This window comes from Streptomyces sp. NPDC055966, from assembly GCF_042269865.1.
Lineage (GTDB): Bacteria > Actinomycetota > Actinomycetes > Streptomycetales > Streptomycetaceae > Streptomyces.
In genome coordinates, this window is the sequence record NZ_JBHJYK010000002.1 from 390869 (window position 1) to 417291 (window position 26423).

The 26423-nt window shown below is 72.7% G+C and carries 25 protein-coding genes; 10 read left to right on the plus strand and 15 right to left on the minus strand.

The annotated features are described in order from the left end of the window. Positions 1-93 precede the first annotated feature (93 nt). Positions 94-1032 (minus strand): CbrC family protein, encoded by a 939-nt coding sequence (locus ACFC8N_RS06020; protein WP_376286840.1) that lies wholly within the window; start codon positions 1030-1032, stop codon positions 94-96. A gap of 264 nt (positions 1033-1296) precedes the next feature. After that, positions 1297-2220: an LLM class F420-dependent oxidoreductase gene (locus ACFC8N_RS06025; protein ID WP_362821633.1), complete on the minus strand. Its 924-nt coding sequence runs from the start codon at positions 2218-2220 to the stop codon at positions 1297-1299. 205 nt (positions 2221-2425) lie between these two features. Between ACFC8N_RS06025 and ACFC8N_RS06030 the strand changes: the two genes are divergently transcribed. Next, positions 2426-2638, plus strand: coding sequence for a hypothetical protein (locus tag ACFC8N_RS06030; protein ID WP_376287129.1), 213 nt, complete (start codon positions 2426-2428; stop codon positions 2636-2638). Positions 2639-3002: 364 nt separating this feature from the next. On the opposite strand, the gene ACFC8N_RS06035 is transcribed toward ACFC8N_RS06030, so the two are convergent. From ACFC8N_RS06035 to ACFC8N_RS06050, 4 genes are all read right to left on the minus strand, one after another. Then, positions 3003-3473, minus strand: a complete 471-nt coding sequence (locus ACFC8N_RS06035; RefSeq protein WP_356021576.1) for a DUF6099 family protein — start codon at positions 3471-3473, stop codon at positions 3003-3005. Between the two features lie 177 nt (positions 3474-3650). After that, positions 3651-4019, minus strand: a complete 369-nt coding sequence (locus ACFC8N_RS06040; protein WP_376286843.1) for a nucleotide pyrophosphohydrolase — start codon at positions 4017-4019, stop codon at positions 3651-3653. Continuing rightward, positions 4003-5301 (minus strand): AAA family ATPase, encoded by a 1299-nt coding sequence (locus tag ACFC8N_RS06045; RefSeq protein WP_376286846.1) that lies wholly within the window; start codon positions 5299-5301, stop codon positions 4003-4005. The genes ACFC8N_RS06040 and ACFC8N_RS06045 overlap by 17 nt, the downstream gene beginning before the upstream one ends. A 113-nt stretch (positions 5302-5414) precedes the next feature. Then, on the minus strand, positions 5415-5804 hold the full coding sequence (locus ACFC8N_RS06050; RefSeq protein WP_356021570.1) for a cell division protein SepF: 390 nt from the start codon (positions 5802-5804) through the stop codon (positions 5415-5417). A gap of 278 nt (positions 5805-6082) precedes the next feature. Here ACFC8N_RS06050 and ACFC8N_RS06055 point away from each other — a divergent pair, with 278 nt between their 5' ends. Beyond that, the gene (locus ACFC8N_RS06055) at positions 6083-7795 is read left to right on the plus strand and encodes a hypothetical protein (protein ID WP_376286849.1); all 1713 of its coding nucleotides are present in this window, start codon (positions 6083-6085) and stop codon (positions 7793-7795) included. A gap of 43 nt (positions 7796-7838) precedes the next feature. Here ACFC8N_RS06055 and ACFC8N_RS06060 read toward each other — a convergent pair whose 3' ends face one another. Next, complete coding sequence (locus ACFC8N_RS06060) at positions 7839-8354, minus strand: YceI family protein (protein WP_356021568.1); 516 nt, start codon at positions 8352-8354, stop codon at positions 7839-7841. A gap of 96 nt (positions 8355-8450) precedes the next feature. Here ACFC8N_RS06060 and ACFC8N_RS06065 point away from each other — a divergent pair, with 96 nt between their 5' ends. The 4 genes from ACFC8N_RS06065 (at position 8451) to meaB (ending at position 14067) form a co-directional block, all read left to right on the plus strand. Further along, the gene (locus ACFC8N_RS06065) at positions 8451-8954 is read left to right on the plus strand and encodes a MarR family transcriptional regulator (protein WP_356021566.1); all 504 of its coding nucleotides are present in this window, start codon (positions 8451-8453) and stop codon (positions 8952-8954) included. 127 nt (positions 8955-9081) lie between these two features. Continuing rightward, positions 9082-10887, plus strand: a complete 1806-nt coding sequence (locus ACFC8N_RS06070; protein ID WP_376286852.1) for a methylmalonyl-CoA mutase family protein — start codon at positions 9082-9084, stop codon at positions 10885-10887. After that, positions 10887-13055, plus strand: coding sequence for a methylmalonyl-CoA mutase (gene scpA, locus ACFC8N_RS06075; RefSeq protein WP_376286855.1), 2169 nt, complete (start codon positions 10887-10889; stop codon positions 13053-13055). Before ACFC8N_RS06070 ends, scpA begins: the two co-directional genes overlap by 1 nt. 7 nt (positions 13056-13062) lie before the next feature. Further along, on the plus strand, positions 13063-14067 hold the full coding sequence (gene meaB, locus ACFC8N_RS06080; protein WP_356021561.1) for a methylmalonyl Co-A mutase-associated GTPase MeaB: 1005 nt from the start codon (positions 13063-13065) through the stop codon (positions 14065-14067). A 62-nt stretch (positions 14068-14129) separates the two neighbouring features. On the opposite strand, the gene ACFC8N_RS06085 is transcribed toward meaB, so the two are convergent. Next, positions 14130-15176: a cation diffusion facilitator family transporter gene (locus tag ACFC8N_RS06085; RefSeq protein ID WP_362821640.1), complete on the minus strand. Its 1047-nt coding sequence runs from the start codon at positions 15174-15176 to the stop codon at positions 14130-14132. A 454-nt stretch (positions 15177-15630) separates the two neighbouring features. Here ACFC8N_RS06085 and ACFC8N_RS06090 point away from each other — a divergent pair, with 454 nt between their 5' ends. Further along, positions 15631-16137 carry a hypothetical protein gene (locus ACFC8N_RS06090; RefSeq protein ID WP_376286858.1) on the plus strand — a complete coding sequence of 169 codons (507 nt, stop codon included), beginning with the start codon at positions 15631-15633 and terminating at the stop codon, positions 16135-16137. 15 nt (positions 16138-16152) lie between these two features. Next, complete coding sequence (locus ACFC8N_RS06095; RefSeq protein ID WP_376286861.1) at positions 16153-16851, plus strand: histone deacetylase; 699 nt, start codon at positions 16153-16155, stop codon at positions 16849-16851. A gap of 8 nt (positions 16852-16859) precedes the next feature. Here the strand turns inward: ACFC8N_RS06095 and ACFC8N_RS06100 are convergent, their stop codons facing one another. The 5 genes from ACFC8N_RS06100 to ACFC8N_RS06120 all read right to left on the minus strand — a co-directional run bounded on the left by ACFC8N_RS06100 (position 16860) and on the right by ACFC8N_RS06120 (position 22213). Then, complete coding sequence (locus ACFC8N_RS06100) at positions 16860-18581, minus strand: LCP family protein (RefSeq protein ID WP_376286864.1); 1722 nt, start codon at positions 18579-18581, stop codon at positions 16860-16862. 266 nt (positions 18582-18847) lie between these two features. Beyond that, positions 18848-19345, minus strand: coding sequence for a DUF1877 family protein (locus ACFC8N_RS06105; protein WP_356021551.1), 498 nt, complete (start codon positions 19343-19345; stop codon positions 18848-18850). 217 nt (positions 19346-19562) lie between these two features. Then, positions 19563-20555 (minus strand): HEAT repeat domain-containing protein, encoded by a 993-nt coding sequence (locus ACFC8N_RS06110; protein WP_376286867.1) that lies wholly within the window; start codon positions 20553-20555, stop codon positions 19563-19565. Then, a complete protein-coding gene (locus ACFC8N_RS06115; RefSeq protein WP_376286870.1) occupies positions 20549-21259 on the minus strand; it encodes a HEAT repeat domain-containing protein in 711 nt (236 codons plus the stop codon). The genes ACFC8N_RS06110 and ACFC8N_RS06115 overlap by 7 nt, the downstream gene beginning before the upstream one ends. Positions 21260-21325: 66 nt before the next feature. Beyond that, positions 21326-22213, minus strand: coding sequence for a helix-turn-helix transcriptional regulator (locus ACFC8N_RS06120; protein WP_356021545.1), 888 nt, complete (start codon positions 22211-22213; stop codon positions 21326-21328). A 170-nt stretch (positions 22214-22383) separates the two neighbouring features. Between ACFC8N_RS06120 and ACFC8N_RS06125 the strand changes: the two genes are divergently transcribed. Both ACFC8N_RS06125 and ACFC8N_RS06130 read left to right on the plus strand, forming a co-directional pair. Continuing rightward, entirely contained in the window at positions 22384-23400 is a 1017-nt protein-coding gene (locus ACFC8N_RS06125; RefSeq protein ID WP_356021543.1) for a zinc-dependent alcohol dehydrogenase family protein, read from the plus strand. Between the two features lie 34 nt (positions 23401-23434). Further along, positions 23435-23845, plus strand: coding sequence for a cupin domain-containing protein (locus ACFC8N_RS06130; protein WP_376286873.1), 411 nt, complete (start codon positions 23435-23437; stop codon positions 23843-23845). Positions 23846-24341: 496 nt separating this feature from the next. On the opposite strand, the gene ACFC8N_RS06135 is transcribed toward ACFC8N_RS06130, so the two are convergent. Both ACFC8N_RS06135 and ACFC8N_RS06140 read right to left on the minus strand, forming a co-directional pair. Further along, complete coding sequence (locus tag ACFC8N_RS06135; protein WP_376286876.1) at positions 24342-25103, minus strand: class I SAM-dependent methyltransferase; 762 nt, start codon at positions 25101-25103, stop codon at positions 24342-24344. A 110-nt stretch (positions 25104-25213) separates the two neighbouring features. Beyond that, the gene (locus tag ACFC8N_RS06140; RefSeq protein ID WP_376286879.1) at positions 25214-26419 is read right to left on the minus strand and encodes an aminotransferase class V-fold PLP-dependent enzyme; all 1206 of its coding nucleotides are present in this window, start codon (positions 26417-26419) and stop codon (positions 25214-25216) included. Positions 26420-26423: the final 4 nt, after the last annotated feature.

A 26423-nucleotide genomic window follows, 5' to 3' on the forward strand; every position in this document is an offset into this window, starting at 1 on the left:
CCGTGACGGAGCCCACAATTCCGGCACGCGGAGATCACAACTGGTTCACAATCACCGGGTCCCGGCTCGGACCGGCCCACGTCGCGCGGGGTCTCAGCTGAAGTCGGCCCGCGCGAGATGCGTCCCGCAGACGCGGCAGCGGAAGAGGTACGCGGTCGGCTGTCCGTCCTTGTCGAGCGCCGCGAGGAACTCCTCGGCCGTGCCGTCCGCCCAGCCCCACGCGGCGCACTCCCGGCGCAGGTGGTCCAACGCATCGGGATAAGGCCGCAGTTCGCGCACGCCGGCCGCGCCGAGGAACACCGCGCCGTCGCGGCAATGCTCCGGCCAGCCCCAGTCCTGCCAGGTGGCGAAGCCGGGGGTGCGCTCGCAGATCTGCCGGGCCGTCCCGTCCGGCATCCGCCCGGCGTCCACGTCGTTGAAGAACACGCCGAGGCGCCTGGCCGCCGTGCCGTACGCGATGCAGTAGGGGCACAGCCGTCCGTCCGGCACGTCCTCGCCGTGGACCGGGCCGGTGTAGATCCAGCCCTGGTCGTGTCCGCAGCACGCGCACAGCTCGTCGGCTGCCCTCACCGAGCCGGTGGCGACCGGATCCGGGTGGTACGGGAACGGCGGCAGCAGCGGGCGGCGGCGGGGCTCCGGGCGCGGATTGACGACCTGTTCGATCGCCTGCCCGGTCAGCGCGGCGGGCGGCACCACGACCGCCCGTGCCCGCAGGTCCTCCGGCAGCTGCCGCACGTCGTCCTCGCTGGTCACGATCACCGTCGGATCCCCGAGCAGCACGATCGCCGCGCCGGTGCGGCGGGCCAGCTCGGCGACGATGTCCAGAACACCGGGGCCCGGCCGGTCGAACGACACCCCGAGGTGCAGATACACGTCGGCGTCAGTGCCGTCGGCGGCCCGCACCCACTCGACCGGCTCGCCGTCGGGCACGTCGTACGGGGCGTACGGCACCAGCACCTCACGCACGGCGGCGGCGTCCATCGGCACGACGTCGCCGTCACGGAACGCATGGACGTAGATGCCGGACCCCATGGTCCCTACTCCATCACATACCTGCACCACCCCGGCATCCCCCGGGCCCGGGCGGGCGACCCGGACGGCGGGGCGCACCTCTCCCCGGGGATGACAGGCGTGACCGCCCACACGGGCACCGCTCCCAACGGCCGTGGTGGAGGCGGCACTTCAGGTCTGGGCGGGTCACCACGGCGCCGCGGGCTCCTCGACCGCGCCGAACGGCGACGTCCTTCCCGGCCCGCCCGGCCGAGCGGGGAAGGACGTGGCCGTGAGCCGTCCGTCCTACGACAGCTGCGACTGCACCTGGGCGGAGATCAGCTCCAGGTGGTCCAGGTCGTCGAGGTCGAGCACCTGGAGGTAGACGCGACGGGAGCCGATCGCGGCGTACCGGCCGATCTTGTCGACGACCTCGGCCGGGGAGCCGGCCAGGCCGTTGGCCTTCAGCTCGTCCACCTCACGGCCGATCGCCGCGGCGCGCCGGGCGACCTCCTGGTCGTCCCGGCCGACACAGACCACGAGCGCGTTGGAGTACGTCAGGTCGTCCGCGCCGCGGCCGGCCTCCTCGGCGGCGGCCCGGACCCGGCCGAACTGCCGCTCGCTGTCCTCGACCGAGGCGAACGGGATGTTGAACTCGTCGGCGTACTTCGCGGCCAGCCGCGGCGTACGGGTCGCGCCGTGGCCGCCGATGAGCACGGGAACCTTGCCCTGGGCGGGCTTGGGCAGCGCGGGCGACTCGGTGAGGTCGTAGTGGGTGCCGTGGAAGTCGAAGGTCTTGCCGGGCTCGGTCGCCCACAGCCCGGTGACGATCGCGAGCTGCTCCTCCAGCCGGGCGAACTTCTCCTTCGGGAAGGGGATGCCGTACGCCTTGTGCTCCTCCTCGAACCAGCCGGCGCCGAGGCCCAGCTCCACGCGGCCGCCGGACATCTGGTCGACCTGGGCGACCTGGATGGCGAGCACACCGGGCAGCCGGAAGGTGCCGGCGGTCATCAGCGTGCCGAGGCGGATGCGCTTGGTCTCGCGGGCGAGGCCGGCCAGGGTGATCCAGGCGTCCGTGGGGCCGGGCAGGCCGTCCGTGCCGCCCATGCTGAGGTAGTGGTCGGAACGGAAGAAGGCGTCGAAGCCGAGGTCCTCGGCGGCCTTCGCCACGGTGAGCAAGGTGTCGTAGGTGGCCCCCTGCTGGGGCTCGGTGAAGATTCGAAGGTCCATACACCTATCCTGCACGCCGCGGCCCGCGTCAACCTCGCCGGTACCGCCGGGTGCGCTGATCCCCGGTCGGGTGAAAATCGGGGGCGGGGTGCCAGGGGCGCCGTGCGGGCCAGTGACCGGCCCCGGTGATGATCGTTGGGACGACGGTGCCGGACCGTCCGGCACCCGCGCCGGCCCCGCCGGGCCGGGGGCCGAGGAGGCCGTGATGTCCGAAGAGCTGGGCTCCGCCGGGCAGCCGAAGGGGCTGCTGGAGCAGATGGAAGAGCTGATGGCGGCGCTGAACGCGGATCTGTCGGAACTGGCCGATCTGCACGCCACGGGAACGGCTCCGGCTCAAGCGGACGAAGGCGGCACCGACCGACCGGGGCAGTGCCGACTGACCGGCGCGACGCCGGTTGACCGAAGCGACGCCGGCTGACGAGAGGCGTCGTCACCGGGGACGTCTCCGGCGGGGACGAGCGAGAACGGGCCGAGGCGAACGGCGGCGCTTGAGCGACACCGGCTGCGGGGAGCAGCGGCAGTTGAGCGGCACCGGCTCGGGGAGCGGCTCCGGTTGGCGGGAGCCCGGTTGGCGGGAGCGGCATCGTCCGAGGTGCGCGGCTCCGGGCCGAAGTGAGCGGCACCCGTCGGCCGAGCCACGTCGAGCCGATGTGAGCAGCATCGGTCGGCATGACGACGTCGAGCCGACGCGCGGGACACAGGCCGAACGAGCGGCACCGGTCGACGGGGACGACGCCCGGTCGGCATGAGCGGCGGCGTCATCGAGGGCGGCTCCGGGTGGGTCAGCCGAATTCGCGCTCCGGTAAGACCTCCTCGCGCGCTGCCAGTTTGCGCAGCATCTCGCGGACGCGGTCGCGGGACTCGTCGGCCGCGTCGATGGCCTCCATGCACTGCCAGTACGTCGTCTCGTCGGCGGCGGCGCTCGCCATGCCGACCAGGGCGATGCCGACCTCGCCGAGCAGACCCCCGAGGCAGAGCAGCGTCTCGCGGGCGTCCTCCAACTCGGTGAGCTGGGCGGCGCGCAGATCGCCGGGGTCCAGTTCGGGCGGGTCCAGGACGCCGCAGCCCCGGCCCGCCAGCTCCGTCAGGCCCAGTGCCTCGCCGCGCAGCTCCGGCGGGCCGGAGACCGCGAGCCGACTGCCGATCGCCTGGGCCAGGGCCTGCGCCTGCCAGACCTCCGCCAGGATTTCGCCTGCGTTCGCGCCGTTCGCCAGGGCTCGCCTGCTCGCGAGGATGAGCCGTATCGCATCCATAGGTCGCCCCCGTCCCTCCACATGCCTTCTCGCACGTCCGCCGGAACTCTCTTCTCGCTACCTAGTCCACTACCCAGAGTGAGGGCGCCTGAGTCGAAAAGCCAGAGGTGGGCGGAAATTTGTGGACAACAATTCGGATTCGACAGGCGATTTCGCTACGGAACGTAATAATGGAGTTCAGGAGTCCGGCAGTTGACCCGGTTCGTCCCCGTCCCTGTCCCCCGCGACCGGAAAACGACGCTCATTTCGGTCGATCTTGGCGGCCAGCGCGGCCAGCGGGTCGATGCCGAGGGTGCCGCAGAACTGGAGGAGGTAGGCGAGGACATCGGCGACCTCGTCCTCGACGCGGTGCGCGGTGCCGGCGTCGGCCATCACCCGCGCGGACTCCTCCGGGGTCAACCACTGGAAGATCTCCACCAGTTCGGAGGCCTCCACCGACAGAGCGGCGGCGAGGTTCTTGGGCGTGTGGTAGGGCTGCCAGTTCCGCGCGGCCGCGAACTCGGCGAGCCGGCGCTGGAGTCGGGCCAGGTCAAGAGGTTCCGTCACGGTCCAGGTGTACCACCGTGACACCCCGGACCCCGGTGGCCCAGGAGCCGTCGCTCACCGCGCCCAGCCACCGGATGTGCCCGCGCTCGCCCATCCGGGCCGCCAGCCACAGCAGTGCGCGGCGCTGGGCGGGGTCGAGGCCGCGGTCGAGGCCGTCGGCCAGGACGGTCAGGCTGCACAGCGCGTCCGGCACCTCGCCGGGGGTGTCCACGGCGAGGACACCGGGCCCGGTCAGCAGCACCAGCGCCAGTGCCAGATAACGGAGTTCGCCGTCCCCGAGCCGGGCCAGCTCGGTGCGCAGGCCGTCGCCGCGGTCGAGCAGCGCCCGTACCGTGCCGTCCGCCAGCGGCTCGGCGACCAGGTCGGTCACGGGCCCGGCGCAGCCCGCGCGCAGCGCCTCGACCAGCAGAGCGTGCCGGCGGGCGCACTCGGCGCGGGTGCGCCACAACACGTCGGCGAGGTTGTCGCAGCCGGGCAGCAGCCGTCCGGAGCCCGCGGGGACGGGCGTGCGCATGGACGCGGGGTGGGGGTCGCACGGGAAGACGGAGCGCAGGGCGACCACCATCTGCTCGGCCGCGGCGAGCACCTGCCGCTGCCCGTCCGTCTTGCCGGCCACGCGCAACGGCAGCAGGGCGGTGCCGAGCCGGTCGTCGGGGAGCGGGGCGCGGGTGACCGGGGCGGAGCCCGCGGTGTGCCAGGCGGCCTGGACGGCGCGGCGGGACGGGTCGCGCAGCGCGGTCTCCAGCAGCACGACGCCGCCCGCGGTCAGCCGCTCCCCCGCGATCCGCAGAACGGGTTCGGCCTGGACGGCGACGTCGAGCCGGACGGGACCCTCGGCACCGTCGGCCGTACACCCGATCCGGAAGCCGCGCCGTCCGCCCGCGTCGGGGCGCGCCCGCTGCGGCACACAGGCGGGCGGGTCCGGGAACGCCTCCCGGAGCGCGACACCTGCGGCGAGCCGGGCGAGCGCCTCGTACGCCATGAGCGCGGTCGTCTTGCCCGCGCCGCTGGGCCCCGCGAGCACCGTGACCGGGCCGAGCGGAATCGAGGCCCGCCGGTGCCCGGCGAAGGCCGACAGCCGCAGCTCGGTGATCCGAGCGCGTACGTCGGGGCACCGGGCGGCTCCGGCCGCACCGGCGGGTGCGGCCGGTTCGAGGGCTCCGAAGAGTTCGGAGAGTTCGGGGGTTCCCGGGGCGTCCCCGGGCACGCGGGACTGCGCAGGTACGGTCCCGCCGGGCGCGGCGGCCGCCGCGGGCTCGGTGGACACGGAAGGCACGGCCATGCCCGGACGGTAGAACTCCGCCGCCCCGCCGAACCGTTTGCCCTCGGGACCTTCCTACGAACGAGGGATGCCCGTGGGGCCGTCGGTGCGCCGGCGGCCCCGCGGACAGGGGCTCAGCCCCCCGACATCCCCGCCCCCTCCATCAGCCCGCTGACCTCGGTCCCGGGCGGGGTGAGGAGGAACACGTTCCGGTCGACGCGGTGCATCCCGCTGCCGAGTCCGAAGACCACGCCCGTACTGAAGTCGAGGACGCGCTTGGCGACCTCCGTCTCGGCGCTGGACAGGTCGAGCAGTACCGGCACCCCGGCCATCAGGGTCTCGGCGACCTCCCGCGCGTCCGCGAAGACGTTGACGCGCAAAACCACGAACCGGCGCCGGGTCTCGGTCTCGGCGTCCGGCAGCGCGCGGTGGTTCACCGCGGACGGCCACGCGTCCCGGCCCCGCAACGGCACGACCTGGGCGAGCCCTTCCCACTGTTCATCGGTGACGTCGTAACGGCTCACCGGCTCCCCCCGACCTGACTCACACTCAATGCCTGCACCGGCCAATTCTTACGCCAAGTCACCCGTTCGGCCCAACAACGACACGGTGCGCGACCGATCCGATGCCCCGACTCCGGCGTGACACAGGGCACATGTACGGTTAAGTCCGCTTCTTACCTCTCTCACACCGGACTCTTCACAAGCGGCCATGTCGCGGTCATTTGCCGTCAGTAGCTTCCCGTGCCGTGCACTTGGCAGAAACACCGCAGGTGACACCCGGCCGGCGGACGCAGTCGGCGGTGTCCGCCGTTCCGGGAACCCACCTGGAGTCCGCCCCCGAGGCGCCCGCGCAGTGGCATCGCGTCCTGACGCTGCTGGCCGACGTCAGCCTGTTCATCGGCGCCCGCACGGTGTGGACCCAGGCGGCGACGCACCGGCTGACCCTCGCCGCGGTCATCTCCCTCTGTTACGCCGCGATCCTGGTGACCGGCATCCTCGCGCTCACGGTCCGCCGGGCGCGCTCGCTGGCCCGCCTGGACCTGGTGGTGCTCGTCACGGCCATCGCCCTCACCCTGTGCACGTGGGCGCTCAACCACGCCGGCGGCGACGAGGCGGTCCTGACCACCCAGGCGGCGAGGGAGATCCTCGGCGGGCACCAGGTCTACGACCACCCGTGGCCGTGGCTGTTCCACCTCCCCGGCGTCGCCCTGACGCCGACGACGACCGGCGGCTACGACTTCACGTACGGCTACCCGCCGCTGACGCCGCTGCTCACGCTGCCGTTCCTGGGGCTCGGCCACAACGGCGCGCCGGCCACCGCGGCGGTGACGGTCGTCCTGATCGTGGGCACGGTCGTGCTGTGGCAGCGGCTGCCGGCGCCGTGGCGCTCGGCGGCCACGATGATCTGCCTGGGCTTCAGCTTCCTGCCGATGTACGCCCGCCAGGGCTACCCGGCGATCGTCGCCCTGGTCCTGCTGATGCCGGTGGTGGCGGGCTGGACCCGGCTGGGTGCCGGGGGGCGGCTGGGCGCGGCCGGGATCGCGCGTGCCGCGTGCCTCGGGGCCGCGTGCGCGGCACAGCAACTCCCGTGGTTCCTCGCGCCGTTCCTGCTGGCCGGGATCTACGCCGTGCGCCGCGGCGAGCTGGACGGGCGGGCGGCGGCGCGCGTGGTGCTGCGGGTCACGGGCATCGCGGTGCTCACCTGGTTCGTGATCAACGCCTACTTCGTGGTGACCGAGCCCGGCCCCTGGATCCGGGGCATCGTCCTGCCGCTGACCCAGGGCGCGGTGGTGCACGGCCAGGGCCTGGTGGACATCTCGCTGTACTTCACCCACGGCAGCGACCGGCTCGACTGGTACAGCCACGCGAGCATGCTGCTCGCCGCGGCCCTGCTGGGGCTGTTCGTGCTGTTCGTCCGGCGCCTCGGTCCGGCGGCGACCGTGCTGCCCTGGTGCGTCTTCTACCTGGCGACCCGCTCGCAGGACGGCTACTACCTGATGATGACGCCGCTGTGGCTCGCGGCGGCGATCACCACGCCCCTGTCGGAGTTCACGCGCGCGTGGCAGCCGCGGCCGGCGTGGCTGACGGCCCGGCGCCGCAGGCCCGCGCTGACCGGAGCCGTGGTGCTGCTCGTGCTGCCCGCGCTGCTGAGCGTGACCGTGGCGGCGACCGGCGGGCCGCCGCTGCGCATGGACATCACGAAGGCCCGGCACGCCCCGGCGGGCGCGCTGTCCACGCTGACCGTGAAGGTCACCAACACCGGGAGCGACCCGCTCACCCCGCACTACATGCTCACGACGGGCCAGGGCATGGGCAAGTACTGGTCGCTGGCACACGGCCCCGCCACGATCCCCGCGCACGGCACGGCGACCGTGGTCCTGCGGGCGCCCGACGGCGGCTACCCGCTGCCCACGAGCAAGAGCACCCACTTCCGGCTGCGCGCCTTCACGGCCACCCCGCAGACGCTCTCCACCGAGGACGTGCAGGGGTCGGAGCTGGGCCTGACCGGCTGACGCCCGCAGGCCCCGGCCCGACCGCCCGGTCGGGCCGTCCGGCTCAGGAACCCGCGCGCGTGAAGCGCAGCGCGGCCGTCACCGTGGTCAGGCCGCGCATCATCCCCATCTGGTTCCAGCCCATGCCGAACTGGTCGCGGTCCACGGTGAACTCGGTCTCCAGGGTGAGCCCGCCGGCGTCCGCCGAGGCCAGGCGCGCGGTGAGCTCCTGCGGCCGGCTGATGCCCCGCACGGTCAGCTGCCCGGTGACCCGCACGCCGTCCGCGTCGAGCCGCTCGGCGCCCCGGACGGCGAAGGTGATCTCCGGGTGCTGGTCGGTGTCGAGGAAGTCCGCCGAGCGCAGGTGCTTGTCCCGCTTGGCGTGTTTCGTGTCCAGGGACGCGGCGTCCAGGGTCACGGTGCCGGTGGCCGAGCCGTCCGGGCTCACCTCGCCCCCGCCGCTGATCGCGGTGAACGCGCCCTTCACGGTGACCAGGCCCCACATGGTCTTGTGCCGCAGCGCCACGGTGGACGCGCTGGGGTCGAGCTGCCAGGTACCTGTTTCCACGGCGACGGTCATGGTCGTACTCTCCCGAAAGGTGATTCAAATTTGGATAATCGAAGGAGCCCTACGCTAGCCCGTTATCCAAATTTGCACAACGGGTAGACTGGCCGTATGTCCGCCACCACCACACCCCCCGCCGACCAGCCCTCTTGCCCTCTCGCCGAGAGCGGGGAGCGGCTGCTCCCGGACGAGCTGCGCGCGTGGATGGTGCTGCTGGCCGCGACCGGCGGGGTGGAGCAGCGGATGCGGACGGCGGTGAAGGAGACCCTCGGCGTCTCGCACGACGAGTTCCTGATCCTGTGCCTGCTGGCCGAACGGCCGCGCACCGGGTTGCGGATGACCCAGGTCGCCGACCTCCTCGGCCGCCCCAAGACCCGGCTCACCTACCAGATCGCCTGCCTCCAGCGGGCCGGCCTGGTCAACCGCCGTGCCGTGTGCGGCGACAAGCGCGGCGTGGAGGTCGCGCTCACCGACAAGGCGCGCGAACTGCTGCGCGAGACCTCCGCGCTGCTCGCCGGGACCGTCCGGCAGGCCCTCGCCGACTCCATGGGCACCGAACAGCGCGCGGCCATGTGCGCGCTCGTCCCCGAGGTCGCGCCCCCCGACGGTTCCTGAACTCCCCCTCCACAGCTCCTGAACGTCATCGGCCGACGGGCGGGAGGCGCAGGTCACAGGCGTGAGGAGGGCAACTTCACAGTGCGCTCTTCACCCGTCCTCTAGCATCCTGCCCTAGCATCCGAGCATGACGGTCCTGCCTGACGACGGGCTCTCCCTGGCCGCCGAGTTCCCTGACGCGACGCACGAGCAGTGGCAACGCCTGGTCGAGGGTGTGCTGCGCAAGTCGGGCAAGGAAGTCTCTGGCGCGGCAGCAGAGGACGCCCTGTCCACGACGCTGGAGGACGGGCTGCGCACCCGGCCCCTCTACACCGCGCGCGACGCCGCGCCCGACCCCGGCCTGCCCGGTTTCGCCCCGTACCTGCGCGGCGGCCGCCCCGAGGGCAACACCGCCGACGGCTGGGACGTGCGGCAGCGGCACGTGGCACTCGCCGAGGGCGCCGTGCTGGCCGACCTGGAGAACGGCGGCACCTCGCTGTGGCTGGTGCTGGGCGAGGGCGGCTTCCCGGTCGCCGACCTGCCCCGCGCGCTCGACGGCGTCTACCTCGACCTCGCGCCGGTCGTCCTCGACGCGGGCCGCGACACCGAGGCCGCGGCCGAGGCACTGCTGCGGCTCTACTCGGACAGGGGCGTCGACGCCAAGGCCGTACGCGGCAACCTGGGCGGTGACCCGCTCGGCTACGAGGCCCGCACCGGCACCGCGCTCGACGTCGCGCCGTACGCCGCCCTGGCCGCCCGCTGCGCCGAGCAGTACCCGGGGCTGCGCGCGCTCACCGTGGACGCGCTGCCGTACCACGAGGCGGGCGGTTCGGCCGCGCAGGAGCTGGGCGCCTCCCTCGCCACCGGTGTGGCCTATCTGCGCGAGCTGACCGAGGCGGGCCTCGGCATCGAACAGGCCGCCGCCCAGCTGGAGTTCCGCTACGCGGCCACCGCCGACCAGTTCCTGACCGTCGCCAAGCTGCGCGCCGCGCGCCGGCTGTGGGCGCGGGTCGTCGAGGTGTCCGGGGCGCCCGGCGCGGGCGCGCAGGTGCAGCACGCGGTCACCTCGCCGGTGATGATGAGCCGCCGCGACCCGTGGGTGAACATGCTCCGCACGACGGTCGCGACGCTGGCCGCCGGGGTGGGCGGCGCCGACTCCGTCACCGTGCTGCCGTTCGACCACGCGCTCGGCCTGCCCGACGCGTTCGCCCGCCGCATCGCCCGCAACACCTCCACGATCCTGATCGAGGAGTCGCACCTGGCCCGGGTCATCGACCCGGCCGGCGGCTCCTGGTACGTCGAGCGGCTGACCGACGAACTCGCCCACGCCGCCTGGGAGTTCTTCCGGTCGGTCGAGCGGGACGGCGGCCAGCCGGCCGTGCTGCGCTCGGGCCGGCTGCGCACCGACCTCGCGGCGACGTGGGCGGAGCGCTCCAAGAGGCTCGCCAAGCGGCGCGAACCCATCACCGGCGTGAGCGAGTTCCCGCTGCTCGGCGAGAAGCCGGTGGAGCGCGAGCCCGCGCCCGAGCCGCCGTCCGGCGGGCTGCCGCGCGTGCGCCGCGACGAGGCGTACGAGGAGCTGCGGGCCCGCTCCGACGCCCACCTCGCGGCGACCGGCGCCCGCCCCCGGATCTACCTCGCGACGATCGGCTCGGCCGCCGAGTACACCGCGCGCGCCACCTTCGCCGCCAACCTCTTCCAGGCGGGCGGCATCGAGCCGGTCACCGAGGGCCGCTTCGAGGACAGCGGCGCCACCGAGGCCGTGCTCTGCTCCAGCGACGGCCAGTACGCCGAACAGGCCGAGCGCCAGGCCGAGTTGCTGCGAGCGGCCGGTGCCCGTCAGGTCTTCCTGGCGGGCCGGGGCGACCACCCCGGCATCGACGCGTACGTCTTCGCGGGCTGCGACGCCGTCGACGTCCTGTCCACGACTCTCGACCGCATGGGAGTGTCCTGATGGGAATCCCCGACTTCTCCGGCATCGAGCTGGAGACCGCCGAGGGAGCGGCCGCCGACGGCAGCGCCGAGCAGTGGCTGGCGGCCGGCGGCGACCGGCCGCTGTGGGAGACCCCGGAGGGCATCGGGGTCAAGGCGCTGTACACCGGCCGTGACCTGGAAGGCCTGGACTTCCTCGGCACCTACCCGGGCATGGCGCCGTACCTGCGCGGCCCGTACCCGACGATGTACGTCAACCAGCCCTGGACGATCCGCCAGTACGCGGGCTTCTCCACCGCCGAGGAGTCCAACGCGTTCTACCGGCGCAACCTGGCGGCCGGCCAGAAGGGCCTGTCGGTCGCCTTCGACCTGCCCACGCACCGGGGCTACGACAGCGACCACCCGCGCGTGACCGGCGACGTCGGCATGGCGGGCGTGGCCATCGACTCGATCTACGACATGCGCCAGCTCTTCGACGGCATCCCGCTGGACCGGATGACCGTGTCGATGACGATGAACGGCGCCGTGCTGCCGGTGCTGGCGCTGTACATCGTGGCGGCGGAGGAACAGGGCGTACCGCCCGAGAAGCTGGCCGGGACCATCCAGAACGACATCCTCAAGGAGTTCATGGTCCGCAACACCTACATCTATCCGCCGAAGCCGTCGATGCGGATCATCTCCGACATCTTCGCGTACACCTCGCAGCGGATGCCGCGCTACAACTCGATCTCCATCTCCGGCTACCACATCCAGGAGGCGGGCGCGACGGCCGACCTGGAGCTGGCGTACACGCTCGCGGACGGCGTCGAGTACATCCGTGCCGGGCGTGAAGCGGGCCTGGACGTGGACGCGTTCGCGCCGCGCCTGAGCTTCTTCTGGGCGATCGGCATGAACTTCTTCATGGAGGTCGCGAAGCTGCGGGCGGCGCGGCTGCTGTGGGCGAAGCTGGTGAAGCAGTTCGACCCGCAGAACACCAAGTCGCTCTCCCTGCGCACCCATTCGCAGACGTCCGGCTGGTCGCTGACCGCGCAGGACGTGTTCAACAACGTGACGCGTACGGCCGTGGAGGCGATGGCGGCGACCCAGGGCCACACCCAGTCGCTGCACACCAACGCCCTCGACGAGGCGCTCGCGCTGCCCACCGACTTCTCGGCGCGCATCGCCCGCAACACCCAGCTGCTCATCCAGCAGGAGTCCGGCACCACCCGGGTCATCGACCCGTGGGGCGGCAGCGCCTACGTGGAGAAGCTGACGTACGACCTCGCCCACAAGGCCTGGCAGCACATCCAGGAGGTGGAGGCGGCGGGCGGCATGGCCAAGGCGATCGACGCCGGCATCCCCAAGCTGCGCATCGAGGAGGCCGCGGCCCGCACCCAGGCCCGCATCGACTCCGGCCGCCAGCCCGTGATCGGCGTGAACAAGTACCGCGTGGAGAACGACGAGGCGATCGACGTCCTCAAGGTCGACAACTCCTCCGTACGCGCCCAGCAGATCGAGAAGCTGCGCCGGCTGCGGGCGGAACGGGACGAGCAGGCCTGCCGGGGCGCGCTCGACGCGCTCACCCGGGCGGCCGGCGGCGAGGGCAACCTGCTGGAGCTGGCGGTGAACGCGGCCCGCGCCAAGGCCACCGTCGGCGAGATCTCCGACGCCCTGGAGAAGGTGTACGGCCGGCACGCGAGCCAGATCCGTACGATCTCCGGCGTGTACCGCAACGAAGCAGGCCAGTCCCCGAACGTGGACCGCACCCGTGCCCTGGTGGACGCCTTCGAGGAGGCCGAGGGGCGCCGGCCGCGCATCCTGGTCGCCAAGATGGGCCAGGACGGTCACGACCGCGGCCAGAAGGTGATCGCCACCGCCTTCGCCGACCTCGGCTTCGACGTCGACGTCGGCCCGCTGTTCCAGACGCCCGAGGAGGTCGCCCGCCAGGCGGTCGAGGCGGACGTCCACGTGGTCGGGGTGTCCTCGCTGGCCGCGGGCCATCTCACCCTCGTCCCGGCGCTGCGCGAGCAGCTGGCCGAGGAGGGCCGCGAGGACATCATGATCGTGGTAGGCGGGGTGATCCCGCCGCAGGACGTGCCGACGCTGCTGGAGATGGGTGCCACGGCCGTGTTCCCGCCGGGGACGGTGATCCCGGACGCGGCGTACGACCTGGTCGAGCGGCTGTCGGCCGACCTCGGCCACGAGCTGTAGCGCCGCGATGGCCGCGATCGATCTCGACACGTATGTGAAGGGTGTGCTCGACGGCAAGCGGGCCCTGGTGGCCCGCGCCATCACGCTCGTCGAGTCCACCCGGCCCCAGCACCGGGCGCTGGCACAGGAGTTGCTGACGCGGCTCCTGCCGCACAGCGGCCGGGCGCGGCGGATCGGCGTCAGCGGGGTGCCTGGGGTCGGCAAGTCGACGTTCATCGACGCGTTCGGCACGATGCTGACCTCGCTGGGCCACCGGGTCGCGGTGCTCGCCGTCGACCCGTCCTCGACCCGCACGGGCGGCTCCATCCTGGGCGACAAGACCAGGATGGAGCGCCTGTCCGTGGACCCGGCGGCCTTCATCCGCCCCTCTCCCAGCGCGGGCACGCTGGGCGGGGTCGCGAAGGCCACCCGGGAGTCGATGGTGGTGATGGAGGCGGCGGGCTACGACGTGGTCCTCGTGGAGACCGTCGGTGTGGGCCAGTCCGAGACGACGGTCGCGGGCATGGTCGACACCTTCCTGCTGCTGACCCTGGCCCGCACCGGCGACCAGCTCCAGGGCATCAAGAAGGGCGTCCTGGAACTGGCCGACGTCATCGCCGTCAACAAGGCGGACGGCCCGCACGAGCGGGACGCCCGTGCGGCGGCCCGTGAACTGGCGGGCGCCCTGCGGCTGATGCACGGCAAGGACGCCTTCTGGACTCCCCCGGTGCTCAGTTGCAGCGCGCGGGAGTCGGCCGGCCTGGACACGCTCTGGGAACGTCTGGAGCAGCACCGCACGCTCCTGGACTCCACCGGCCGCCTCACCGCCAAGCGGCGCGACCAGCAGGTCGAGTGGACCTGGGCCATGGTCCGCGACGAGCTCCTCGGCCGTCTGCACGCGGCCCCGGCGGTGCGTGAGAGCGCGCCCGATCTCGAACGGCGGGTCAGGGACGGCGAGTTGACGGCGACGCTGGCCGCGGAGCGGATCCTGGCGGCGTTCGAGGGCGGACTGCCCACGGCGGCGCAGGCCTGAGACGGCCGGGGCCCGCGGCGGCCCACCGTGTGGTGCCGCGGTCACGACGGCCCGGCTGCCCGTCAGTGCTCGTGCGGGCCGGGACGGTGGACGGGGCCGTGGGCGTCGTCGCAGTGCTCCGCCTGCTGTTCGGCCGACGGTGCGGTGATCTGGAGCAGGTCCGCGGCGTCCGTGTCCTCTCCGAGGTGGTCGACCTGGAGGGTGGCGTGGCCGATGCCGTGCCGGTCGCGCAGCAGGTTCCGGAGATGGCGCCGTACGGCGTGGCAGTCGCCGCCGGGTTCGACCAGGACGTGGGCGGACAGGGCGGGTTCGCCGGAGGTGATGGTCCACACGTGCAGGTCGTGGATCTCCACGACGGAGGGCTGTCCGGCGAGCTCGTCGCCGATCGTGTCCGGGTCGAGGCCGGCCGGGGCGGCCTCCAGGAAGATCCGTCCGGAGTCCCGGACCAGTCCGTAACCGGCCTTGAACATCAGAGCGACCACGACGAGCGTGGCGACGGCGTCGGCCCGGGCGAACCCGGTGAGGACGACGATCAGCGCGGCGACGGCGGTGCCGACGAAGGCGAACAGGTCGTTGAGGATGTGCTGGTAGGCGCCCTCGACGTTCAGGGAGCTGCGGTTGGCCCTGGAGATGCACCAGGTGGCGACCACGTTCACGGCGATGCCGGCGAGCGCCGTCGCCAGCATCAGTCCGCCCTCGACCTCGGGCGGGCTGATGAGCCGCCGCACCGCCTCGTACGCCAGCCAGGCTCCGAGCAGCAGCAGGGTCAGGCCGTTGGCCTGGGCGGAGAGGATCTCCGCGCGCTTGAGTCCGTAGGTGAAGCCGCCGCGGGCGGGGCGGGCCGACAGACGCATCGCGACGAGGGCGAGCACGATCGAGGCGGCGTCGGTGAGCATGTGTGCCGCGTCGGAGATCAGGGCCAGGGAGCCGGCGATGACGCCGACGGCGACCTCGACCGCCATGAACGCCGTGATCAAGGTGAGCGCACAGGCCAGCCAGCGGCGGTCGGCGTCCGCCGACACACCGTGCGAGTGGCCCGCGTGCCCGCCGGCGCCATGCGCGTGCCCGTGGTCGTGATCGTGGTCGTGGTCGTGGTCGTGATCACTCATGTCGTACGCCTCCCCCTCGCGTCGGGTTCCTGGCCGCAGTGAAACGCATGGTCGGTGTATTCACCAAAGGCTGCACCGGTGACCGTTGTCATCTTCTTTAACGAGGCTCTGACCTGCGCAGACGTAATCCGTCCGGACGGAAATGGGACCGATTTCCACCTTCCCGCCACGTAGCACGACGCACCTCACCGCACCCGATTCGACACGCTGGGCCGACAGCAAGTGATGAGGCGTCAGAAGATCCCTCGTAGGGGCTAATGGTGCGACAATCCACTTTTACTCCACGGGACTTGGCGCTTCGGCACCTTGCCCGTGGGGCGGCATCCGACGCCCCGGATCCCCCGATCAGCCCGTGGTGCCGACCTTCTGATATGACCGTCATGTCAGCTGTGTGTACTTTCGTCACAAGCTGGCTGACGGGCCGGCATCTCCGCACACGAGACAGGAGAGCGACATGAAGGTCGCCCGTTCCACCATGGTCACCGCCGCTGTCGGGACCGCCGCCGCCCTGGCCGCGTCCGGCATCACGTACGCCTCGGCTGCCTCGTCCCTGACGTCCCCGGCCGCCCCGGCGGCCACCGCCGCGGCGCCGCAGGGTGGTGACGGCGGACAGAGCAAGGGCAACGAAGGCAGAGGCAACGAGGGCAGGGACAACGAAGGCCACGGGGGCCACGAGGGTTACGAGGGCCGGATCCAGGTCAACGAACGCTCGTACTCCAGCGACCCCGGCGACTGCGTCACCGTGGTCAGCGGCCTGGGCGCCAAGACCCTGAACATCCGCAACGAGAGCCACAGGACCGTCGAGGTGTTCCGCGGGGCGGTCTGCGACAACGGCGCTCCGATCGCCACCGTCGGCCCCCACAGCGACAGTTACGGCGTGGAAGCGGGCCCCACCGACGGCATCTACATCGACAACGGCGTGGTGGCCAGCTTCCGCGTGGTCCGCCACCACGAGTTCTAGTCCGAAGCCGATCACATGACGAAGAGCCCCGGCCCGCCGCAATCGGGCCGGGGTGACCATCGCATCGATCCGACCCTGCCGGACGACCCGCGTCCCGAGCGGGTCTGGTACACGTCCTACGGCTCGAACATGCACCTGGACCGGCTTGCCGCCTACGTCCGCGGCGGCCGCCCGGACGGCGCCGCACGGGAGTACCCCGGGTGCCGGAACCCCGCGATGCCCGTGCGGTCCATCCCCGTGGAACTGGCCGGGGCGCTGTACTTCGCCACCGAGTCTCCCGTCTGGGGCGGCGGCAGGGCCTTCTACGACGAACGAGTCGACGGGCGCGTACTGGCCAGAGCCCACCTGATGACCGCGGAGCAGTTCTCCGACGTCGCCGCCCAGGAGATGTACCGGGAGCCCGGACCGGACCTGGACCTGCGGGACGTGCTCAGGGACGGTCGCGCCGTGCTGGGCGAGGGCCGCTACGAGACCCTGGTGTGCGCCGGGCAGGTGGACGGCCTCCCCCTCCTCACGTTCACGGCGCCCTGGGGGATGACCGACGTTCCGTGGGTCGCCCCGTCCCCCGCCTACGTCCGCCTGCTCGCCTCGGGCCTCCTCGCGGCCGGTGCCTGGGACATGGACACGGTGGCCGCGTACGTGGCCGGGTGCCCCGGCGCGGCGGAACACTGGTCGTTTGAGGAGGTCACCGACCTCCTGAGGGACGAGGCGTAGAGCTGCCCCTAGGAGGCGGAGTCGGGGACATCGCGTGCCGCGGCGTACGCCTGCGCCGGTGTCATCGAGACACCGCCCAGGCTGACGGTCCTGTACTGGCTGACCTGGGCGCAGGTCTTGGAGTCGTCGGCGGTGGAGGCGTGGGCGTTGGAGACGGCGGCGTGGGTGTCGGCGGGTGCGGGGCGGGAGCTGCCGCCGGGGAAGGAGGTGCCGGTGGGCCAGTCCGATCCGATCACCAGGGTCAGGCCTGTGCCGGTGCCCTGCTGCAGGTGCGCGGAGGACAGGCCGAGCGCCTTGGCGACTGTCTGCGCCTCGCCCTTCTCGCCGCTGCCGTACGTCAGCATGGTCGTCGCCGCGGGGCTGGGCGCGTTGGCGGTGGTGGTGGCGGAGCTGAAGCCCTGGTCGGTCAGGGCGGTCGCGATCTGCGAGGCGCGGCCGGTCACCGCGGTGCCGTTCTCCACCGTCACCGCGATCTGCGCCGCCGGCACCGCCGAAGCGGTGGGCTCCGCCGTCGCCGAGGACGTCGCCGAGGCCGCCGCCGACTTCTCGCCCGAACCGGTCGTCAGGGACTGGTCGTCGGCGATCGTGGAGAACAGCGTCCGCGCACCCGGCCCCACGACCACCCGGTCCCTGTTGTTCGGGTCGGGGGCGGTCTGCATGGTCGTGAACGTCATGCGTTTCGTGGGCACCTTGTCCACGTCCGACGCGAGCGAGATCAGCTTCTTCACCGTGCCCAGACCGTCGTCCACGGTCAGCGCCTTGGTGGCCGCGTCGGCAAGGCCGTAGACCGCCGTGGGATCGGTGAGCGTGCCCGCGCTCTTGAAGTTGCGCATCATCGCGCTCAGGAAGAGGTGCTGGGTCGTCGTACGGCCCAGGTCGCTGCCGTCGCCGAAGCCGTGCCGGGACCGCACGAACTCCAGCGCCGCCTCGCCCTTGAGGGTGTGGTCGCCCTTGGACAGCTTCAGGTGCGAGTACGTGTCGTAGACGTTGTCGCTGACGCACACGGAGACGCCGCCGATCGCGTCCGACATCTTCACCACGCCGGAGAAGTCGAGCTTGACGAAGTGGTCGATCGGGATGCCCGTGAGCTGGTGGACGGTGGCCACCTGGCAGGCGGGGCCGTACGTCAGCGCGCTGTTGATCTGGCCGTAGTAACCGGGCGTCGACTGGCCGGAGCCGGGGTCCTGGCAGGCCGGGACCCTGGTCATGGTGTCGCGGGGGATGCTCATCACCGTGGCGTTGGAGCGGTCGGCGGAGATGTGCAGCACCATCTCCACGTCCGCGTTCCCGTTGCCCGACTGCACACCGGTCTGCGAGCAGCCGCCGCCCAGCTTGCAGTCCTCCGCACTGGTGCGCCCGTCGGAGCCCATGACCAGGATGTTGATCGGGGTGCGGCCGAAGGCGTCGGCCTTCTCGGAGCCGCCCTTGCCGTCGAGCGACAGGCTGTGGATGTTGCCGTTCAGGTGCTCGTAGAACCACCAGCCCGCACCGGCCGTGACGAGGATGAGCACCGACGTGCCGACGGCGAGGACCTTCAACACCCGCCTGACGCGCCCCGCCTGACGGCCCGCGCGACCGCGCCCGGTGTCACGCGAGCGGCCGCCCGCCCGGGCCGCATCCTTGCCGCCCCGCCCACGCGGTCCCCCGGCCTCGGTCGCCCGCGTCCCAGGGACCCGTGCGCCACGGCTCCGCGTCGCCTGGCGGCCTGGGCCGTCCCACGGGTCGCTCATCTCCCACTCCCATGAACGGTCGGGCCATCGGTCCGGGCCGTCAGGGGTACGACCGGACGCGTGCGGCGTGTGTAAGGCAGGACGTGGCACCGCCCCGCATGGTTGCACAGTTGCGCAATCTTACAAACACTCGTGCCGGACGCGTGCACGACGACGGCTGGATCGCCCGACCCCGGTCCGCTGCCGCACGCCCCGCCGTGATCCGGACCGATCCGGCGGACCGGTTCCGCCGGCGGGGATCACCCACGACTCACGCCTCGGGACACTCACGCCTCGGGCAGCCACTTCACCACCGCGTCTCCCGATGCGGCCGTCGTCGCGTAGAACGCCCTCAGCTCCTGGTGCGCCGCCGCGAACGCGCCCCACGTCGCGGACTCCGCGGCCGGGCCGCCGTAGCGCGGCAGCAGGTCGCCTCGGGCGTAGTCCCACAGTGCGTCGAAGTCGGCGGCCGTCAGGAACCCGGCCACCCGGCGGGCCTGCGCCGCCGTCAGCACCAGGAGCGGCGGCTTGTGCCGGTCGGCGCGGAACACGGGCCGGCCGCCCAGCACCACCTGGGCCCGGGACGGGTCCCCGGGAACCTGCGGCGGAGCGCCGGCGTAGATGCGCTCCTGGTCCAGATACCGCTTGTCCAGCACCTCCTCACGGTGCCGGCCGGTGCGGTGCCGGACGGTCTCCACGTCGCTGTCGAAAAGCCGTTCCAGCCAGGTCGCGCTGTTGCGCAGTGCCGGTGGCGGCACCGCTCGCAGACGGAGGTACGCACTCATGTCACAAGGAGCGCACGGGAGCGCCCGAGCATCACGCGGCCGGACGGAAGCGGGGTCGGGGCGGCACCCCCCCGCCCCTCGCCGTACCGCCACGGGGGGAGTCACGAACGGCACGGAGAGGGGTCCGGGACCCCGGCACCGGCAGCGGCAGGCGGTCGCCCTGCGCCGGCGCGGTACCGGGCCCGGCTCTCCGTCAGCGCACGGGCCGCGCGAAACGTCACCCGAGGAAGGCCGAGGCGACGAGTGCGACGGCGCGGTCGTCGTCGTGTGCCAGTCGGCGCAGGACCTCCCGCACGGTGGTCCCGGGCAGCTCGACCAGCGCCTGGATCAGGCGTATGCGCGTCGCGGAATCCGCGGTGGGCGCGGCGAGTTCGTCGACCAGCGCGGTCATGATCCGGTCTCCGCATCCGGGTTCCCTGGACAGCGTTGCCAGGACTTCCGCCGCGTCGACGTCGTGGGAGCCTTCGACCACCATACGGACGAGCGTCGGCACGGCCTCGGTCGCGCCGTGCCTGCCCAACGCCAGAGCGGCGTGCCCGCGCACCGTCGGGTCCGGGTCCCGGAGCGCGTCGGCGAGCACCTCGGTCGCACCCGGGGCCTCGGGCATCTCGGCGATCGCCAGCACCGCACGCCGTCGGACGCCGGCGTCCTCCGCGTGCATGCCGGCGGCCAGGGTCGCCGTCCCGTCGCCGCCCGAGCGGGCGAGCGCCCAGCGCAGGGCGCCCGCGACGTTGGGGTCGGACTCGGCCAGGACCGCGTCGGCGAGCAGCTCGGCGGGGACCGGCCCGCCCTCCGGCCGGGCCAGGACGGCCTGCTGCCTGCGCGCGGCGCTGGGCGAGTCGAGCCCTTGCATGAGCTCGACGACGCGCAGGACGTCCTGCCAGTCGGCGGGCGCCGACGCATCGATCGCCCGGAGCCGCTCCAGCAGCTCCCGTTCCCGCTCGATGCGGTCTTCCGTCCACCGGATGAGGTCGCCGACCAGGGCGGACGGCGTGAACGCCGGGTCCCGCAGCGCGCGCCCGATCTGCTGGAGGGAGAGCCCGAGGGACCGCAGGCTCTCCACGTGGAAGATCCTGCGGACGTCCTCGGCGGAGTACTCGCGGTAGCCGCCGACGGTGCGACCGGTCGGTCGTACCAGCCCGAGGGCTTCGTAGTGCCGGAGCATCCGGGGGCTCACCCCCGAGCGGCGGGCCACTTCGCCGATCAGCACGCCGCGGCCTCCGGGGCCTGCGGGGCCTTCTCGGCCGGGCCGAGTGCGACGACTCGCCTCGCCTCGTCGACGGCCGCGTCGAAACCGGTCTGCGGGTTCTGCCGGAGCAGTTCGGTGGCACGGGCGTGCGCGGCCACCGCCGGGTCGGGGTGCGCCGCGGCCTCCGCCAGGGCGGGCCCGGTCACGTCGCCGAGGCCGACGAGGGCCCGGCTCAGACTCAGCCGCACATCGCGGTCGCCGCGGCCGAGCTGCCCGACCAGTGCGTCGGCCAGGTCCTTCTTCCCGTCCTCGGGCACGAGGACGACGGCGACGCGCCACGCGGCCCGCGCGACCTCGTCGTCGGTGTCGCCCAGCATGTCGCGCGTGAGCCAGGTCCACGCGCTCTGCTCGCCGATTTTGGAGAGCGTGTGCAACGCCTGGCTGCGGGCCTGCGTGCGCGCGGAGTCGAGCTCCCGGCGGATCCGCGGCAGGGTGATCTCCGACGGGAGGCGGGTCAGCGCCCAGGACAGCATGTCGCGCACGAAGAAGTCCGGCTCGACCGCGCACCGCTCGACGAGCGTCTCCAGGAAGCCGGGATCGGGGTTCGAGCCGGCCGCCAGGGCCGCCTGGAGCCGGACCGACGTGTCCTCGGCGCTCAGGGCGTCGGCCATGCGGGCGTGCTGCGGGGTTCCGTTGGTCGGGTTGATCGGGACCACCTCCTGCACCCAGCGGACACCTTGTCACTATGTCAAGGTCAAGCCCGTGACCGGCGCAGCGGGGGCGCCGTTGCCTCAGCCCGTGGAATGCCGCGTCGGCGGGGCCGTCTCCTCGGTCGCGGCCCAGGAGGCGAGCAGGCGCAGCCGCTCCTCGGAGGGCGAGCCGGGCTCGGCGGTGTAGATGGTCAGGGTGAGGCCGGGTTCGGCGGCCATCTCCAGGCCCTCGAAGGCGAGGGTGACCTCGCCGACGGCCGGATGGTGGAACCGTTTGGTGCCGGTGCCGTGGCGGCGGACGTCGTGGGCGCCCCAGCGGGTGCGGAACTCCTCGCTGCGGGTGGACAGCTCGCCGACGAGATCGTGCAGGTCCTTGTCGTGCGGGTCGCGGCCGGCTTCGGCGCGCAGGATGGCCACCGCCATGTCGGCGAAGAGCTCCCAGTCGGGGTAGAACCGCCGGGACGCGGGGTCGAGGAAGTTGAAGCGGGCCAGGTTCGCCTGGTTGTGGGGGTTGGCGTGGACGTCGGTGTAGAAGGCGCGGGCGAGCTGGTTGGCGGCGAGGACGTCCATGCGGCCGTTGCGAACGAACGCGGGTCCCGCGGTGATCGCGTCCAGGGTCCACTGCAGGCTGCGGTGCGGGGTCCACTGCCGGGTGGTACGGCGCCGGGGGCGGGTGAGGGCGTCGGAGCCGTCGGCGGCCTGGGCCAGATGGAGGAGGTGGGCGCGTTCGGCGTCGTCCAGCTGCAGGACGCGGGCGACGGCTTCGAGGACGGCCGGGGAGACACCGGCGAGGTTGCCCCGCTCCAGCTTCGCGTAGTACTCGACGCTCATGTCGGCCAGTGCCGCGACCTCGCTCCTGCGCAGCCCCGGCACGCGGCGCCGGGAACCGGCGGGCAGCCCTGCCCGCGCCGGGGTGATCTTCGCTCGCCGCGAGGTGAGGAACTCGCGGACCTCGTCACGGTTGTCCACCCCTCGACCGTACGGCCTGCCCGCCCCGGGAGGGATGTACCGGCAGTACACCTCTCGCCGGTAACTCGCTGCCCGTGCGGAAACACGGTTACCTGGAGGACGTGGCGCCGGCATCAACGGCCGCACAGGCCGCGGCAGCGGCCCGACCTCAGCACGTAAGGACTTCTCTCATGCGCGGAGCAGTGATCCACGCCCCCGGCGATGTGCGCTTCGAGGCCCTCGACGACCCGAAGATCCTCAAGCCGACCGACGCGATCATCCGGACGGCCGTCACCTGCGTGTGCGGCTCCGACCTGTGGCCCTACCGCGGCCTGGACGCGACCGACGAGGCCCACCCGATGGGCCATGAGTACGTCGGCTTCGTGGAGGAGGTGGGCAGCGAGGTCACCGCGGTCAGGCCGGGCCAGTTCGTCGTCGGCTCCTTCGCCACCTCCGACAACACCTGCGCCAACTGCCGCAACGGCTGGCAGTCCAACTGCCTGAACCGCGAGTTCATGAGCACCTGCCAGGCCGAGTACGTGCGCATCCCCAACGCCCAGGGCACCCTGGTCGCCACCGACGGGCACCCGGCCGAGGAGCTCTGGCCCGGCCTGCTCGCCGTCTCCGACGTGATGGGCACCGGCTGGTACGCCGCGCTGGCGGCCGAGGTGAAGCCGGGTTCCACCGCCGTGGTGGTGGGCGACGGCGCGGTCGGCCTGTGCGGGGTGATCGCGGCGAAGGAGCTCGGCGCGGAGCGCATCATCGCGATGAGCCGCCACGCGAGCCGTCAGCAGCTCGCCCGGGAGTTCGGCGCCACCGACATCGTCACCGAACGGGGCGAGGAGGGCGTCGCCCGTGTCAAGGACCTCACCGACGGGATCGGCGCCGACGCGGTGCTGGAGTGTGTCGGCACCGCCCAGGCGATGCGGCAGGCCCTGCACTCGGCGCGGCCGGGCGGCAACGTCGGCTTCGTCGGCGTCCCCCACGAGGTGGCGATCGACGGACAGGAGCTGTTCTTCTCGCACGTCGGCCTGCGCGGCGGCCCGGCTCCCGTCCGCCGCTACCTGCCCGACCTGATCGACCGCGTCCTGACCGGCCGGATCGCCCCGGGCCGGGTCTTCGACCTCACCCTGCCCCTGGAGCAGGTCGCGGAGGGCTACAAGGCCATGGACGAACGCCGCGCCGTCAAGGCGCTCCTCAAGCCCTGACCCCGCCCGGGCGAACGACACAGAAAGTACGACCTTGCAGATCACCCGAAGCTCGATCGACACCCTCAAGGGCCCGGCCGACTGGTTCACCGGCGACGTCTACATCGACGCCGTCGCCGCCGCGCCCGCACCGTCCCGGGTCAGCGCCAACCTGGTGCACTTCATGCCCGGTGCGCGCACCCACTGGCACCGCCACCCGCTGGGCCAGACCGTCTTCGTCACCGAGGGGGTGGGCCTGTGCCAGCGCCGGGGCGGGCCGATCGAGGTCATCCGTCCCGGCGACCGCGTCCTGTTCGAGGCCGACGAGGAGCACTGGCACGGGGCCGCGCCGAACCGCCTGATGGTCCACCTGGCCATCAACGAGAGCGACACCGACCACGACGTCGTGCACTGGCTGACACCCGTCACCGACGAGGAGTACGCCGCCGCCCCGGCCGTCGACTGACACCTCCCCCGGGAATCCACGACGCCACGTCCGCAGCCGCGACAGCCAGGAGGCCGCCCCGCTGGGGATGACGCCGGGCTGGAACCCCGCTCGGCGCGTTCCCCACGGCGGCATCCGCATGTGCCGTATCCCGTGGAGACCCACACCCCGTGACATCGGCAGCCGACACAGCAGGAGCAGCCACGTGACCAGCCGCGTCACCCTCGTCTCGCCCGCCGACGTAGTAGATGGCCAGCGCGATCAGCGCGGTGCCGGCCAGCCGGATCACGGTGTGGCGGCGGGTGCGGACATGCTGCTCGTGGTCGAGCCTCCTCCAGGGGATCGTGCGTCCCTCGGTTCAGTGGAGCGTCGCGACGGCCAAGGGCCTGACTCCAGCCCCTCGGGGAGGGGCTGTTCACGGTGGCGCGACCGCGCTGGAATTCCACCAGCTTCCTTATGGGGAATGCCGACGGCGAACTCCACCGCTTCCAGGCCGCGTTGGATGTCGCCGTGGGTGTCAGCGGATCGCCACGACGACGCAGCTGTCCCCGTACTGCCAGACCGCGCCCGCCCGTTCGAAGCCCGCCTGTCGCAGCAGCCCGACATGGGCGGACAGGGACAGGCCGGCCGCGCCGCCGCCGGTGACCGGCTGCCGCCGTCGGCGTTCGGCGAGGAGGTCGGCGAGTTCGGGGTCCTCCCCGACCGCCGCCCACCAGGAGACCCAGTCCTCGTGGGCGAGGGCCAGCCGGCGCTGGGCCCGGCGGTGTCCGACGTGCGCCGCCACCCCGGCGAGCAGGGCGTCGTCCTGCGGCAGGTGGTCGCCGTTGACGAGGACGCCGCCGGGCCGCAGCAGGGCGGCGAGCTGCCGGTAGACGCGGCACAGGGCGGCCGGGCGCAGGTAGTGCAGGGCGGTCGTCGAGACGGCCGCGTCCAGGGGGCGGTCGAGGTCCAGGGTCTGCGTCCAGCCGTCCTCGCCGATCACCGTGTCGACGTAGCGGGCCGCGTCGGGGTGGTGGGTGCGGGCCAGTTCCAGCAGCAGCGGGTCCCGGTCCACGGCCACGATCTCCGCCCGCGGCAGCCTGCGGGCCAGCCGGGCCGCCAGGGAGCCGGGACCGCAGCCGAGGTCCACCACCAGGGGCCGGTCCGCGTGCTCTCCGGTGACGTACTCCACGACGTCCGCGATCACCGTGAAGCGGTCCTCGCGGTCGACGGCGTACCGCTGCTGCTGGAGTTCCCAGCGCTCCACCCACTTCTCGGCCGTCGCCAGGCTGAGACCCATCCGTCGTGCCACCTTGCCGTCGTCCTGCCATCGCCTTGCCGCCGTCCGGCACCTGCTCCAGGGACCCTACCGTTGGAAACGGTTTCCATTACGGGGCCGGGAGCAGCGGGTCACCCGAGAGAGGCAAGGACCGACAACAACCGGTCGATCTCCTCCGCGGTGTTGTATACGTGCAGGCTCACCCGCACCGACTCGCTCCTCTCGCCCGCGTCGCCCTGGCAGTGGTGGTCGGAGCGGACCATGAAGCCGTGGCTGAAGAGGATGAACCCCAGGTCGCCGGAGGCGATGTCGCGGTGCCGGAAGGCGACGATGCCCTGCCGGTGCTGGACGGGCGAGTCGGCGGCCAGGCTGGTCCGGCAGCCGAGGATCTCGTAGGCGTCCAGGTGGCGCAGGCCGTCGGTCAGGCGCGCCGCCAGGGCCACCGTCCACCGCTCGATCCGGTCCGTACCCGCTGCCTCCAGCCAGTCCAGGGCGGCGGCCAGGGAGGCGATGCCCACGGTGTTGGGCGTGCCCGACCAGCCGCCGGGAGTGAAGGCGGGGCCGCGCGCCTGGCGGGCCCAGACCGCCCCCGAGCCGGGCAGTGCCATGGCTTTGTGCCCGGAGAACACGACGAAGTCCACGTCCGCCGCGGCGGCCACGCACACCGGCAGATGGCCGATGCTCTGGGCGGCGTCCAGGCAGATGACCGCGTCGGGGCCGACCGCCCGTCTGATGCGGTGGACGTTCATGTCGCCGCCGTAGACGTGGTGGACGTGGGTGACGGCGACGAACCGGGTGCGCGGCCCGGTGAGTTCGGCGAGGGCGGTGTGGTCGTAGTCGCCCGACGCCTGCTGGTAGGGCATCGGCAGGACGCCGATGCGCACGCCGCGCCGGGCCAGCTCCCGCCGCGTCTCCAGCCAGGGCTCGATGTTGGCCTGGTGGTCGGCGACGGGTACGACGATCTCGTCGCCGTCGGTGAGCAGGCCGGGGAGCCAGTCCCGGGCGATCGTGCGCAGCCCCTCCGTGGTGCCGCTGGTGAAGTGCACGGCCGACCGCTCGGGAACCGGGTCGCCCAGGAACCGGCGCACCCGGTCGCGGGTCTCCTCGACCAGGGCGGTGGTGCGGTTGGCCCAGGGGTAGGTGCCGCGCCCGGCGTTGGCGTTGGTGGTGGTGAGGTAGGTCTGCACGGCGTCGAGCACGGCCCGGGGCTTCTGGGCGGTGGCCGCGCTGTCCAGGTAGGCCAGGTCCGGGTGCCCGGCGATGATCGGGAACTGGGCGCGCAGCTCCTGCTGCCACCCCGTCAACTCCACGACGGAGTCGGGAACTTCATCGGCCACCGTG

Excerpts from the sequence above, each read along its gene's own strand:
- ACFC8N_RS06020 (WP_376286840.1), bottom strand. The coding sequence starts at position 1,032 with ATGGGGTCCGGCATCTACGTCCATGCGTTCCGTGACGGCGACGTCGTG.
- ACFC8N_RS06035 (WP_356021576.1), bottom strand. The coding sequence starts at position 3,473 with ATGGATGCGATACGGCTCATCCTCGCGAGCAGGCGAGCCCTGGCGAAC.
- ACFC8N_RS06060 (WP_356021568.1), bottom strand. The coding sequence starts at position 8,354 with ATGACCGTCGCCGTGGAAACAGGTACCTGGCAGCTCGACCCCAGCGCG.
- ACFC8N_RS06135 (WP_376286876.1), bottom strand. The coding sequence starts at position 25,103 with ATGGGTCTCAGCCTGGCGACGGCCGAGAAGTGGGTGGAGCGCTGGGAA.
- ACFC8N_RS06085 (WP_362821640.1), bottom strand. The coding sequence starts at position 15,176 with ATGAGTGATCACGACCACGACCACGACCACGATCACGACCACGGGCAC.
- ACFC8N_RS06125 (WP_356021543.1), top strand. The coding sequence starts at position 22,384 with ATGCGCGGAGCAGTGATCCACGCCCCCGGCGATGTGCGCTTCGAGGCC.
- ACFC8N_RS06025 (WP_362821633.1), bottom strand. The coding sequence starts at position 2,220 with ATGGACCTTCGAATCTTCACCGAGCCCCAGCAGGGGGCCACCTACGAC.
- ACFC8N_RS06090 (WP_376286858.1), top strand. The coding sequence starts at position 15,631 with ATGAAGGTCGCCCGTTCCACCATGGTCACCGCCGCTGTCGGGACCGCC.
- ACFC8N_RS06070 (WP_376286852.1), top strand. The coding sequence starts at position 9,082 with ATGACGGTCCTGCCTGACGACGGGCTCTCCCTGGCCGCCGAGTTCCCT.
- ACFC8N_RS06065 (WP_356021566.1), top strand. The coding sequence starts at position 8,451 with ATGTCCGCCACCACCACACCCCCCGCCGACCAGCCCTCTTGCCCTCTC.
- scpA (WP_376286855.1), top strand. The coding sequence starts at position 10,887 with ATGGGAATCCCCGACTTCTCCGGCATCGAGCTGGAGACCGCCGAGGGA.
- meaB (WP_356021561.1), top strand. The coding sequence starts at position 13,063 with ATGGCCGCGATCGATCTCGACACGTATGTGAAGGGTGTGCTCGACGGC.
- ACFC8N_RS06100 (WP_376286864.1), bottom strand. The coding sequence starts at position 18,581 with ATGAGCGACCCGTGGGACGGCCCAGGCCGCCAGGCGACGCGGAGCCGT.
- ACFC8N_RS06030 (WP_376287129.1), top strand. The coding sequence starts at position 2,426 with ATGTCCGAAGAGCTGGGCTCCGCCGGGCAGCCGAAGGGGCTGCTGGAG.
- ACFC8N_RS06045 (WP_376286846.1), bottom strand. The coding sequence starts at position 5,301 with ATGGCCGTGCCTTCCGTGTCCACCGAGCCCGCGGCGGCCGCCGCGCCC.
- ACFC8N_RS06105 (WP_356021551.1), bottom strand. The coding sequence starts at position 19,345 with ATGAGTGCGTACCTCCGTCTGCGAGCGGTGCCGCCACCGGCACTGCGC.
- ACFC8N_RS06095 (WP_376286861.1), top strand. The coding sequence starts at position 16,153 with ATGACGAAGAGCCCCGGCCCGCCGCAATCGGGCCGGGGTGACCATCGC.